10 protein-coding genes are annotated in these 12,475 nt (G+C 70.5%); 9 read left to right on the top strand and 1 reads right to left on the bottom strand.

Features of this window, described 5'->3' with window-relative positions:
* The first annotated feature begins 161 nt into the window (after positions 1-161).
* Together OG959_RS03895 and OG959_RS03890 are read left to right on the top strand one after the other, a co-directional pair.
* Positions 162-1,319 carry a sensor histidine kinase gene (locus tag OG959_RS03895; RefSeq protein ID WP_326656597.1) on the top strand — a complete coding sequence of 386 codons (1,158 nt, stop codon included), beginning with the start codon at positions 162-164 and terminating at the stop codon, positions 1,317-1,319.
* A complete protein-coding gene (locus tag OG959_RS03890; protein WP_326656596.1) occupies positions 1,316-1,999 on the top strand; it encodes a response regulator transcription factor in 684 nt (227 codons plus the stop codon). The genes OG959_RS03895 and OG959_RS03890 overlap by 4 nt, the downstream gene beginning before the upstream one ends.
* 54 nt (positions 2,000-2,053) lie before the next feature.
* On the opposite strand, the gene OG959_RS03885 is transcribed toward OG959_RS03890, so the two are convergent.
* Entirely contained in the window at positions 2,054-3,118 is a 1,065-nt protein-coding gene (locus OG959_RS03885; RefSeq protein ID WP_326666200.1) for a lipoate--protein ligase family protein, read from the bottom strand.
* Between the two features lie 503 nt (positions 3,119-3,621).
* Here OG959_RS03885 and OG959_RS03880 point away from each other — a divergent pair.
* The 7 genes from OG959_RS03880 to OG959_RS03850 all read left to right on the top strand — a co-directional run bounded on the left by OG959_RS03880 (position 3,622) and on the right by OG959_RS03850 (position 12,441).
* Positions 3,622-4,902 carry a ricin-type beta-trefoil lectin domain protein gene (locus tag OG959_RS03880; protein WP_326656594.1) on the top strand — a complete coding sequence of 427 codons (1,281 nt, stop codon included), beginning with the start codon at positions 3,622-3,624 and terminating at the stop codon, positions 4,900-4,902.
* Positions 4,902-6,299 (top strand): ricin-type beta-trefoil lectin domain protein, encoded by a 1,398-nt coding sequence (locus tag OG959_RS03875; RefSeq protein ID WP_326656592.1) that lies wholly within the window; start codon positions 4,902-4,904, stop codon positions 6,297-6,299. The genes OG959_RS03880 and OG959_RS03875 overlap by 1 nt, the downstream gene beginning before the upstream one ends.
* A gap of 121 nt (positions 6,300-6,420) precedes the next feature.
* Complete coding sequence (locus tag OG959_RS03870; RefSeq protein ID WP_326656591.1) at positions 6,421-7,734, top strand: ThuA domain-containing protein; 1,314 nt, start codon at positions 6,421-6,423, stop codon at positions 7,732-7,734.
* Positions 7,735-7,935: 201 nt separating this feature from the next.
* Positions 7,936-9,504: an ABC transporter substrate-binding protein gene (locus OG959_RS03865; protein ID WP_326656590.1), complete on the top strand. Its 1,569-nt coding sequence runs from the start codon at positions 7,936-7,938 to the stop codon at positions 9,502-9,504.
* The gene (locus OG959_RS03860) at positions 9,501-10,454 is read left to right on the top strand and encodes an ABC transporter permease (RefSeq protein ID WP_326656588.1); all 954 of its coding nucleotides are present in this window, start codon (positions 9,501-9,503) and stop codon (positions 10,452-10,454) included. Before OG959_RS03865 ends, OG959_RS03860 begins: the two co-directional genes overlap by 4 nt.
* Positions 10,455-10,519: 65 nt before the next feature.
* Positions 10,520-11,341 carry an ABC transporter permease gene (locus tag OG959_RS03855; protein WP_326666198.1) on the top strand — a complete coding sequence of 274 codons (822 nt, stop codon included), beginning with the start codon at positions 10,520-10,522 and terminating at the stop codon, positions 11,339-11,341.
* Entirely contained in the window at positions 11,338-12,441 is a 1,104-nt protein-coding gene (locus tag OG959_RS03850; RefSeq protein WP_326656587.1) for an ABC transporter ATP-binding protein, read from the top strand. Before OG959_RS03855 ends, OG959_RS03850 begins: the two co-directional genes overlap by 4 nt.
* Positions 12,442-12,475: the final 34 nt, after the last annotated feature.

Here is a 12,475-nt window from a genome sequence, read left to right as displayed (position 1 = left end):
TGTTCGCCCGCGGACCGGGGCCGGGGCGTCGTACCGCCGGAGGCAATCACCGCTGGTCCCCACCGGTCGCGGGGGGCCCGGCACTACTGCCCGGGGAGTAGTGCCCGGCCGGTCCCCAGGGCTGACGCCCCCGCGGCCGCCCGGGAGTTAGGGTGCGGCACATGACGGAGGACACGGGGGAGGCGGGGGACACGGGCCGCCGCGGCCTGTTGCTGGACGGGGTGCTCGCGGTGGCGATCGGTGCGGCGGTCACCGTCGCGGCCCGGTTGGCCTCGGCGCCCGGCGCCCTCGACCTGGTGCTCGTCGCGACCGGCTCGCTGGCCCTCGCCGCGCACCGCCTGGCACCTCGTACGGTCCTCGCCGTCACCACGCTCGCCCTGTCCGGCTACGTGCTCCACGCGCACCCGGGCACCTGGGCGGCGTTCCCCGTGCTGGTCGCCGTGCACGCCGCCGCCCGCAGTGGGCACCGCGCCTGGGGCGTCACGGCCGGTGCGCTCTTCCTCGTCGGCTACTTCACGGTCCTGATGACCGGCGCACCCGCCGCCGAGAGCGTCGTGGAGCGGACCCTGCTGCTGCTCGGATGGTTCCTCTGCGCCGGGGTCACCGGGCTCATCGACAAGAACTGGCAGGCCTATCTGCGTCAGACCGAGCAGCGGGCACTCGACGCCGAACGCACCCGGGACGAGGCGGCGCTGCGCCGGGCGGGGGAGGAAAGGCTGCGGATCGCCCGTGAGCTGCACGACTCGCTCACCCACTCCATCTCGATCGTCAAGCTCCAGGCGGGAGTAGCCGTCCACCTCGCCCGCAAGCGCGGCACCGAGGTGGAGCCCGCGCTCCTCGCCATCCAGGAGGCGAGCGGCGAGGCGATGCGTGAACTGCGCGCCACACTGGAGGTGTTGCGCACGGACGTGGTCGAACCCGGCACCGGGCTCGACCGGATCGGCGAGCTGGCCGAACGGGCCCGCAGTGCCGGCATCGCGCTCGCCCTCACCGTCAGCGGCGACGAACGGCCGCTTCCCGCGGCCGTGGACCGTGCCGCGTACCGCATCGTGCAGGAGGCCCTCACCAACGTGGCCCGGCACGCCGACCGGGCCCCGACCACCGTCCAGCTCGCCTACGGGCGGAGCGCGCTGACCGTGCGCGTCGACGACCACGGCCCGTGCGCCGCGGGTGACACCGTCACGGCGGGAACCGGCCTCACCGGCATGCGGGAGCGCGTCACGGCGCTCGGCGGCACCCTGGCCGCCGGACCGCGTGGCGCGGGCGGCTTCTCGGTCCACGCCGAACTGCCCCTGAACACCGCCGGAACCACCGCATGAGCAGCGATTCGGGCGCCCCGCTCCGGGTTCTCATCGTCGATGACCAGGCGCTGATGCGGGCGGGCTTCCGGGCGCTGCTCGACGCGGAGGACGGCATCGAGGTGGTCGGCGAGGCCGCGGACGGCCGGGAGGGGCTGGAGCTGGCCCGGCTGCACACGCCCGACATCGCCCTGGTCGACGTACAGATGCCGGTGATGACGGGCATCGAGGCGACCCGCGCGATCGCCGCCGACCCGCTGCTGAGCGGGGTCCATGTGGTGATCCTGACCAACTACGGCCTGGATGAGTACGTGTTCGACGCCTTGCGCGCCGGAGCGGCCGGCTTCCTGCTCAAGGACACCGAACCAGCCGAACTGCTCCACGCCGTCCGTGTCGCGGCCCGCGGCGACGCACTGCTCTCGCCCGCCATCACCCGCAGACTGATCGGCGAGTTCGTCGCCCGGCCCCCGGACCGGACGACCGCGCCGGGCTTCGAGACCCTGACCCGCAGGGAGCGGGAGGTCAGCGCGCTGGCGGCCCGGGGGCTGACGAACGAGGAGATCGCCGCGCACATGGTCATCAGCCCGTTCACCGCCAAGACCCACATCAGCCGTGCCATGACCAAGCTCGGCGCCCGCGACCGTGCCCAACTCGTCGTCTTCGCCTACGAATCGGGGCTCGTCACACCGCGTGAGCGCTGAGCGGGGTCTGTTCTACGGCACCCGACACCGCGTGAGCGCTGATCGGGGTCTGTTCTACGGCACCCGGGCGGTCCACTCGGCCGTGCCGAACTTGGTGCGCACGAGTTCCTCGGCCCGCGCCAGTTCCTGCGGGGTCACCCGGCCCTGGGTGAGGCCGTGGCGGTTGCGGAACGACTCGATCATCCGCTCGATGACGGCCTGACGGGGAAGACCGGTCTGCCGGCGCAGCGGGTCGACGCGCTTCTTGGCGCTCTTCGTACCCTTGTCGGACATCTTCTCCTTGCCGATGCGCAGGACGTCGAGCATCTTGTCGGCGTCGATGTCGTACGACATCGTCACGTGATGCAGCACCGCGCCGGGCCCGCCGTCCGGACCCACCACACGCTTCTGTGCCGCCCCCGCGATCTTCCCGACCTCCGTCGCGATGTCGTTCAGCGGCTGGTACCAGGCCTTGATCCCCATGTCGCCGAGCGCTTCGAGCACCCAGTCGTCCAGATACGCGTAGCTGTCGGCGAACGAGAGCCCGGAGACGAGGGAGTGGGGCACCGCGAGCGAGTACGTGATGGTGCTGCTCGGCTCCGCGAACATGGCGCCGCCCCCGGAGACGCGCCGGACCACCGTGACACCGTGCCGGTCGACGCCCGCCGGGTCCACCTCGTTGCGCAGGGACTGGAAGCTGCCGATGATCACCGCGGGGGAGTCCCACTCCCACACCCGGAGCGTCGGCGGCCGGTGGCCCGCGGCGACCTCGGCCGTGATGACCTCGTCGAGGGCCATGTGGAGAGCGGGGGACTGCGGGGCGTCGTGGATGAGCTGCCAGTCGTAGTCGCTCCACTCCGTGGCGTGTGCCAGCGCCCGGCGTACGGCGACGGCGACACCCTCCGACGTGAGCCCGAGCATCACCGTCGACTCAGGGAGCGCCGCGTCGATCCGGGCCGCCAGGCCTACGGTGTCGGTGGTGGCCGGGGCACCCTCCAGCGCCGCGTCGATCGCGAGGATCGCCTCGTCCGGCTCCAGGAAGAAGTCACCCGCCACCCGCACGTCCCGCAGTGCCCCGCCCCGGACGTCGAGGTCCACGACGACCAGTTTGCCGCCGGGGACCTTGTATTCACCGTGCACGGCCATGCCTCCAGTTCCGCCGGTTCTTCCGCTGACGAATCGGCTCCGGGCAGGCATAACGTCATCGCCGCGACATTTAGTCCGCCGGTAGGGCAGTGGACCGGGTGTCCCCACGGTGATGCCGGCTCGGGACATTCCGCGAAAGTGTGCAGGCCGGAGCGGCTCCTGCCGTGCCGTCGCTTCGACTCTTGGCCGCCGCGCGCACCCCGGGGCGAGCCGCAGGCAGGGGAGTGCGGGCGTTTTCGCACTCCGCAGGCGCATCTCGGGTGGGTCGGTCAGTGGTATGGACCAAGGTCTTGACACTCGCTTAGTTCACTTCTTAAATCACGTAGTGAACTAAGCGGCCTCACCGTCGCACCCCGCACGCAGTACTTCACACGGCACCCCCACCTCGGTCGGCGCAGCTCCCGCACCTCCTCCGCGCCCTGCGTCTGTCACGCGTATGAATGTCATATGCATGACAGATTCCCCTTCCTCCCCCTCATGCACCGGAAGGGAGAGTCATGGACTCCCCACGCCGTACGCGGCGCCTGCTGCACTCCGTACTCTCGGTTCTCACCCTCGCCCTGGTCACGACGGCTCTCACGGGTGGCGGCGGTCCCGCCTCCGCGTCCGTCGCCCCGATGTCCGAAACGGCGGCCGCGGCCGTCACGACGTTCTCCGACGAGTTCGACGGCTCCGCCGGCTCGGCCGTGAACGGCAGCAAGTGGCAGATCGAGACCGGCGACAACGTCAACAACCATGAGCGGCAGTACTACACGGCCGGAAACAGCAACGCGGCGCTGGACGGCCAGGGACATCTGGTCATCACCGCGCGCAAGGAGAATCCGAACAACTACCAGTGCTGGTACGGCACCTGCCAGTACACCTCGGCCCGGCTGAACACCTCCGGGAAGTTCACCCAGACCTACGGTCACGTCGAGGCGCGGATGAAGATCCCGCGCGGCCAGGGCATGTGGCCCGCCTTCTGGATGCTCGGCGACGACATCGGACAGGTCGGCTGGCCCAACTCCGGCGAGATCGACATCATGGAGAACGTCGGATTCGAACCCTCCACCGTCCACGGCACCCTGCACGGTCCCGGCTACTCCGGCTCCGCCGGCATCGGCGCCGGATACACCCTTCCGAACGGGCAGGCCTTCGCCGACGCCTTCCACACCTTCGCCATCGACTGGGCCCCGAACTCGGTGACCTGGTCCGTCGACGGCAACGTCTACCAGCACCGCACGCCCGCCGACACCGGCGGCAACACCTGGGCCTTCAACAAGCCCTTCTTCCTCATCCTCAACCTCGCGGTCGGCGGCTACTGGCCGGGTGACCCCGACGGCAACACCACCTTCCCCCAGCAACTCGTCGTCGACCACGTGCGCGTCACCACCAGCGACACGCAGCAGCCGGAGACGGGCGGCCGGATCACCGGCCTGGCCGGCAAGTGCGTGGACGTCGCCGCCGCGAGCAGCGCCAACGGCACCCCGGTCCAGCTCTACGACTGCAACGGCACCAACGCCCAGAAGTGGAGCGTGAACGCGGACGGCACGATCCGGGCGCTCGGCAAGTGCCTCGACGTGGCATCGGGCGGCACGGCCGACGGCACCGCCGTCCAGCTGTGGGACTGCAACGGTTCGGCTGCCCAGCGCTGGGCGGTCAGCGGAGCGCGCGACATCGTCAATCCGCAGGCGGACAAGTGCCTGGACGTCGTCGGGAACAGTTCGGCCAACGGCGCGCGGCTGCAGATCTGGACCTGCACCGGGGCGGCCAACCAGAAGTGGACGGTGAACAGTTGATGGGCACTCACTTCTCAGGCAGACGTGCTCCCGCCCTCCGCGGCGTGCTCGGTGCCGGGGCGGCCGCGGCGCTGCTGGCCGGTCTGACCGGATCGCCCGCCCTCGGCGCCGCCGCGGCGACCGGACAGATCACCGGCCTGGCCGGCAAGTGTATGGACGTCGCCGCCGCGAGCAGCGCCAACGGCACCCCGGTGCAGCTCTACGACTGCAACGGCAGCAACGCCCAGCAGTGGAACGTCGGTTCGGACGGGAGCATCAAGGCCCTGGGCAAGTGTCTGGACGTGACCTCGGCCGGCACGGCGAACGGCAGCACGGTCCAGCTGTGGGACTGCAACGGCTCCGCGGCCCAGCGCTGGACCGTCACCGCGGCCCACGACATCGTCAATCCGCAGGCGGACAAGTGCCTGGACGTCACCGGCAACAGTTCGGCCAACGGCACCCGGCTCCAGATCTGGACCTGCACCGGCGCCGCCAACCAGAAGTGGACCGCGCCGAGCGGCGGGGGAGACCCGACGACGCCGCCCGCCGGGGCGATGGCCGTCGCCCCGTACCTCTACAACGGCTGGGGCAGCCCGCCCAGCCCGACCACCGTCATGAACGCCACGGGCGTCAAGTGGTTCACCCTCGCCTTCGTCCTCAGCAACGGCTACTGCAACCCGCAGTGGGACGGCGGCAGGCCGCTGACCGGGGGCGTCGACCAGCAGACCATCAACACCGTCCGGGGCGCGGGCGGCGATGTCATCCCGTCCTTCGGCGGCTGGAGCGGCAACAAGCTGGAGAGCTCCTGCTCCAGCGCGGGTGAGCTGGCCGCCGCGTACCAGAAGGTCATCAACGCCTACGGGCTCAAGGCGATCGACATCGACATCGAGGCGGAGGCGTACGACAGCGCCACCGTCCAGCAGCGCACGGTCGACGCACTCAAGACGGTCAAGGCCAACAACCCCGGGATCAAGGTCTACGTCACCTTCGGCACCGGGCAGAACGGCCCCGACGACAGCCTGATCCGCAAGGCCTCCGCGTCCGGCCTGACCGTGGACAGCTGGACGATCATGCCGTTCAACTTCGGCGGGGCCGGCCAGAACATGGGCAACCTCACCGTCAGCGCGGCCGAAGGGCTGAAGAACACGGTCAAGAGCGCCTACGGCTACTCGGACGACCAGGCCTACCGGCACACCGGAATCTCCTCGATGAACGGCATCACGGACAACAGTGAGACCGTCACGGTCGCGGACTTCCGCACCATCCTCGGCTACGCGCAGCAGCGGCATCTGGCCCGGCTGACCTTCTGGTCGGTCAACCGCGACCGCCCCTGCACCGGCGGCGGCGCCGACACCTGCTCGGGCGTCTCCCAGCAGCCCTGGGACTTCACGAAGGTGTTCGCCCAGTACGCGGGCTGACCGTCCGGCCACCTCGTCAGCCACCCCTGAACAGCGCGACGCCTCCAGGACACACCGGGCCGGATCCGACACCCGTCGGATCCGGCCCGGCCCCCATCCGGTTCGGAGAGGACGGTTTCGTATGAACACCATCAGGGCCACCGCGGCCCTCCAGGCCGGCGTCGGCCGACTGTGCCGGTGGCTGCTCCTGCTGCCGGCATTACTGCTGGGGCTCACCGTCCCCGCACACGCCGCGCCGAGCGCCGCGCAGGCACCCGCCTTCCAGGTGATCGCCTTCTACAACGGCACCTGGGACGCGGCGCACATCAGCTTCGTCCAGGAAGCCAACCGGTGGTTCCCCGCCACCGCCGCCGCCAACAACTTCTCCTACACCTCCACCAACGACTGGGAGCGGCTCAGCAGCATCACCCCGGACCAGTACCAGGTGGTGCTGTTCCTCGACGACGCCCCGCAGACCGCCTCCCAGCGCGCCGGCTTCGAGCGGTACATGCGCTCCGGCGGCGCGTGGATGGGATTCCACGTCTCCGCCTTCACCACCGAGGCCCGTCAATGGCCCTGGTTCTACGACCAGTTCCTCGGCAGCGGCAACTTCAGGTCGAACACCTGGGGGCCGACCACGGCAGTGCTCCGTACCGAGGACCGGACACATCCCTCCACCACGGGCCTGCCGGCCACGTTCACCTCCTCGGTCAGCGAGTGGTACGCGTGGGAGAACGACCTCCGCGACCGTCCCGACATCAAGGTCCTGGCCTCCGTGGACCCGGTGAGCTTCCCGCTGGGGACGGATCCGAACCAGTCGTGGTACAGCGGCGACTACCCCGTCCTGTGGACGAACACCGGCTACCGGATGCTGTACGCGAACTTCGGCCACAACGCCATGGACTACGGCTCGGGGACCACGCTGTCCTCGACCTTCGCCAGCGAGACCCAGAACCGGTTCGTGGTGGACGGGCTGAAGTGGCTGGGCGGCGGCGGGGGAGACCCGGCGCCCGGGGACCCGATCTCGCAGACGTCGGCGTTCGCACTGGTCGCCGAGGCCAACGGGAACTGCGTGGACGCGCGCGCCGCGGCCACCGCCAACGGCACGGTGATCCAGCAGTACACGTGCAACGGCACCGCCGCCCAGCGGTACAGGTTCCCGGCCACGGACAGTGGTCATGTGCGGATCGCCGCGGACGGGGACGGCCGCCAGGTCGTCGATGTGGCGGACGTGTCCGTCGCCGAGCAGGCCCCGCTCCAGCTGTGGACCTACGGGGGCGGCGCGAACCAGCAGTGGAAGCCGGTACGGGAGGCCTCCGGCCGGTACCACTTCACCGCCCGGCACAGCGGCAAGTGCCTGAGCGCGCCGGCCTCCGCGGCCGTGGGCGTCCAGCTGGTCCAGCGGTCCTGCGACGGCTCGGCCGCGCAGAGTTTCCGTCTCGTCACGCAGAGCTGATCGCGGGGGTGCGGAGCGGCGTCTTCACGCCTTCTGCACCCCCGTTATCCGATCGTCAGTAAAAACCGTCCGCTATGTGGGCAGGCCCCTTGCCTTGCGGACTGTATGCGAAATACGGTCTGCGATATTCCCTGATCACCCCTTGGCGGGAGGTAGGCCCTCGTGCGCCGAAAAGCGGTTGCCCTGGTGGCGGTTGCATTGGTGTCCTTCACTTCGGGCTGCGCGTCGCTGCAGTCCTCGGCGACCGAGGTCGGCGGTGTACGCAAAACCGACGACCGGTCCGTACGCGACGGCGGGACACTCACCGTCGCTCTCAACTCGGACCCGGACAAACTCGACCCGACGCTCGCCCAGACCCTCGTCGGCCGCACGGTCTTCGCGGGCATGTGCGAGAAGCTCTACGACATCGACGAGGACGGGGTCGTCGTGCCGCAGCTCGCTGCCGCACTGCCCACCACCTCGGCCGACGGCCGCACCGTCACCCTGAAGGTGCGGCCCGGTGTGAAGTTCAGCGACGGCACCCGGCTCGACGCCGCGGCGGTCGTCACCTCGCTGCTGCGCCACCGCGATCTCCCCGGATCCGCCCGCGGCACCGAGCTCGCACCCGTCACCTCCATCGAGGCCACCGGCTCCGACACGGTACGGATGAAGCTCAAGCAGCCCTACGTACCGCTCACCGGCGTCCTCGCCGACCGGGCCGGAATGGTCATGTCACCGGCCGCGCTCAAGAAGTACGGGAAGAACTTCACGAACCACCCCTCCTGCGTCGGACCCTTCCGCTTCGTCGAGCGCGTCGGCGGCGACCGGATCGTGCTGAAGAAGGACCCGAACTACTACGACGCGGACAAGGTCCACCTCGACGGGGTCGTCTACAAGCCCATCCCCGACGGAAACGTCCGGCTCGCCAACCTGCGCTCCGGCGACCTCCAGGTCGGCGACCAGATGGGCCCCGTCGACGTACAGAGCGCCCTCACCGAGCCGAAGCTCCAGCTCTTCAACTCGCCCTCGCTCGGCTACCAGGGCATCGGTCTCAACGTCGGCAACGTGAAGGGCCTCGGGCAGAAGCCCGGCAAGCTCGACACCCCGATCGCCCGGGACGTGCGGGTCAGGGAGGCGTTCGAGCTCGCGATCGACCGCGACACCCTCAACGAGGTCGTCTTCCAGGGCATGTACGAACCGGCCTGCGGCCCCATCTCGCCCCAGTCCGCCATCGCCCCCGGCGTCAAGCCCGCGGACTGCCCGAAGCGCGACATCGCCAAGGCGAAGAAGCTGCTGAAGGAGGCCGGGGTGAAGACCCCGCTGAAGATCGAGCTCAAGACCTCCACCACCCCCGAGCAGGGACGCGTCGGGCAGGTCCTCCAGGCCATGGTCAAGGAGGCCGGCTTCGACCTCTCGCTGCGGCCCACCGAGTACGCCACCATGCTCTCGGAGACCGACGCCGGACACTACGACGTCTTCACCAGCGGCTGGTCCGGCCGGCTGGACCCGGACGGCAACGTCTCCAACTTCCTCAAGACCGCGGGCGCCATGAACGCCTACGGCCTCGGCGACCCCGAGATCGACAAGCTCATCGCGGAGGGCCGCACCGTCGCCGACCCGGCGCGGCGCACCGAGATCTACGACGAGCTCACCCGGCGCGTGCAGGACGCGCACACGCTGATCTACCTCTACCGGCAGAAGAACTACGTCGTCGCCACCAAGGACGTCGCGGGCATCCGCGTCTACGGCGACGGACTGGTCCGGGTCACGAATGCGGGGTACACCCGATGACGAAATACCTGCTGACGCGGCTGCGCCAGTCCCTCATCACCCTCTTCCTGGTCTCCGTCGTGGTGTTCGCCGGCATCCGGGCGCTGCCCGGCGACCCGGCGCTCGCCCTGGCCGGTGAGGAGCGCAGCCCCGAGGCGCTCGCCGCGATCCGCGAGGCGTACGGCCTCAACGACAACATCGTCGTGCAGTACGCCCGCTTCATCGGCCACGCCCTCACCGGCGACCTCGGCAACTCCTCCCGTACCGGGCTGCCGGTCGCCGACGCCATCGGCCAGGCCCTCCCCGTCACGCTGGAGCTGGCCGCACTGTCCCTGCTGCTCGCCGTGGTCCTCGGCATCGGCGCCGGAGTCGTCGCCGCCGTGCGGCGCGGGAAGCCCGAGGAGTGGATCGCCAACGTCATCGCGCTGATCGGGCTCTCCATCCCGACGTTCTGGCTCGGCATCGTGCTCGTCCTCGGCTTCGCCATCGCCCTCCCCGTGTTCGCCGCCTCCGGATACGTCCCCTTCGGAACCGATCCGGTCGACAACCTGCGCCGCATGGTGCTGCCCGCGATCGTGCTCGGCTCCGGCCTCGCCGCCGTCGTGATGCGCCAGACGCGGGCGGCGATGCTCGACTCGCTCTCCGCCGACTACGTACGCACCGCCCGCGCCAAGGGCCTGTCGAAACGGTCCGTCGTCGGCGGGCACGCCCTGCGCAACTCGCTCGTCACCGTCGTCACCGTGCTCGGGCTCCAGCTCGGACACCTGATCTCCGGCGCCGTCGTCACCGAGCAGATCTTCGTCCTGCCCGGCTTCGGCAAGCTCACCATCGACGCCGTCTTCACCCGTGACTACGCGACGCTGCAGGCCGTGGTGCTCTGCACCTCCGCCGCGTACATCCTCATCAACCTGCTGGTCGACGTGGTCTATTCGGTCATCGACCCGCGCATCCGGCTCGGAGGTGCCCGGTGACCACAGCGACCCCAGCGCTCCCCACCGTCCCGCAGACCGCGAAGAAGCGGACCGGCAACGGGCGGCTGCGTGCCCTGCGCAGGAACCGGCTGGCCATGACCGGCGGCATCATCGCCGCCGTCTTCATCCTGGTCGCCCTCCTCGCCCCGCTGATCGCCCCGTACGACCCCTCCCAGCCGGACTTCGGGAACGTCCTGGCGGAACCCGGCGCGGCCCACTGGCTCGGCACCGACGATCTGGGGCGCGACCAGCTGTCCCGCATCGTGTACGGCGCCCGCGCCTCCATGCAGGTCGGCCTCGTCGCCGTCGTGCTGGCGTTCGTCGTCGGCGTTCCGCTCGGGCTCGTCGGCGGCTACTACGGGAAGTTCGCCGACGGCGCGATCTCCCGGCTCACGGACACCATGCTGGCCTTCCCCTTCCTGGTGCTCGCCGTCGGTCTCGCCGCGATCCTCGGCCCCTCGCTGACCAACGCGACCATCGCCATCGGCATCTCGCAGATCCCCGCAGTCATCCGCATCACCCGGGCCGAGACGCTGCGGCTCAAGCACGTCGACTACGTCGGAGCGGCCATCGCCAACGGCGGCGGGGACGGGACCGTGCTCTTCCGGCACATCCTGCCCAACGCCACCTCCGCGCTGATCGTCCAGGCGACAGTCGGCATCCCCGCCGCGATCATCGGCGAGGCGCTCCTCAGCTTCCTGGGCCTGGGCGTCCAGCCCCCGGACCCGTCCCTCGGCGTGATGCTCTCCGGCGCCCAGTCCTTCCTGGCCCCCGCGCCCTGGCTCGCCGTCTTCCCCGGCCTGGCGATCGTCGCGGCGACCCTGGCCTTCAACCTGCTCGGCGACGGACTGCGCGACGTCCTCGACCCCCGTGGAGGGACCCGATGACCGAGACCGTGCTCGAATCCGTACGGGGACGGGTGAGTGAGCCCGTCCTGAGCGTCCGCGACCTGTCGGTCTCCTTCCGCTCCGACACCCGCACCGTGCACGCCGTCGACGGCGTCTCCTGGGACCTGCACCCCGGCGAGGTCCTCGCCGTCGTGGGGGAGTCCGGCTGCGGCAAGTCCGTCACCTCCATGGCCGTGATGGGACTGCTCCCGCCCACGGCACGCGTCGGCGGCTCCATCCGCGTCGGCGGCCGGGAACTCGTCGGCGCGCCGGAGAAGGAACTCCAGAAGATCCGCGGCAAGGACATCGCGATGATCTTCCAGGAGCCCATGACCTCGCTGAACCCGGTCCTCACCATCGGCCGGCAGATCGGCGAGGTGCTCCGCAGGCACCAGGGGCTGAGCCGGAAGGAGGCCAGGGAGCGGTCCGTGGACCTCCTCGACCTGGTCGGCATCCCCGCCCCGCGAAGCCGCATCGACGAGTACCCGCACCAGCTCTCCGGCGGCATGCGCCAGCGCGTGATGATCGCGATCGCGGTCGCCTGCGACCCCTCCGTCCTCATCGCCGACGAACCGACCACCGCACTCGACGTCACCGTGCAGGCCGGAATCCTCGAAGTCCTCCAGTCGCTGCGCGAACGGCTCGGCACCGCGATCGTCCTGGTCACCCACGACCTCGGCGTCGTCGCCGACGCGGCCGACCGGGTTCTCGTGATGTACGCCGGGCGCTCCGTCGAAGAGGCCCCCGTCCACGAGCTGTTCGCCACGGCCCGGCACCCGTACACCCGCGGGCTGCTCGGAGCCGTCCTGCGCCCCGGCGGCGAGGGCAAGCGCCGGCTGCCCGAGATCCCCGGCCTGGTGCCGAGCCTCGACAGCCAGCCCGACGCCTGCACCTTCGCACCCCGGTGCGGCCGCGCCGACGACACCTGCACGGGCGGCCGGCCCGGCTTCAGGTCCGTCGACCCGCGTACGGGAACGGACGCCGCCCACCGCGCGGCATGCTGGCACCCGTACGCCGCCGACGAGGCGACCGACACCCTCGTGGCCGCCCCCGCCCCCGCCCCCGAGCCCGCGCGACCCGACCAGGAGGCCGGAAAGTGACCGCAGCACAGACCGTCCCCGCCCCGCGCGAAAG

The organism is Streptomyces sp. NBC_00385 (assembly GCF_035917155.1).
Lineage (GTDB): Bacteria > Actinomycetota > Actinomycetes > Streptomycetales > Streptomycetaceae > Streptomyces > Streptomyces poriferorum.
The sequence above is the reverse complement of the archived record's forward strand: the minus strand, read 5'-3'. Positions and strand labels throughout refer to the sequence as shown.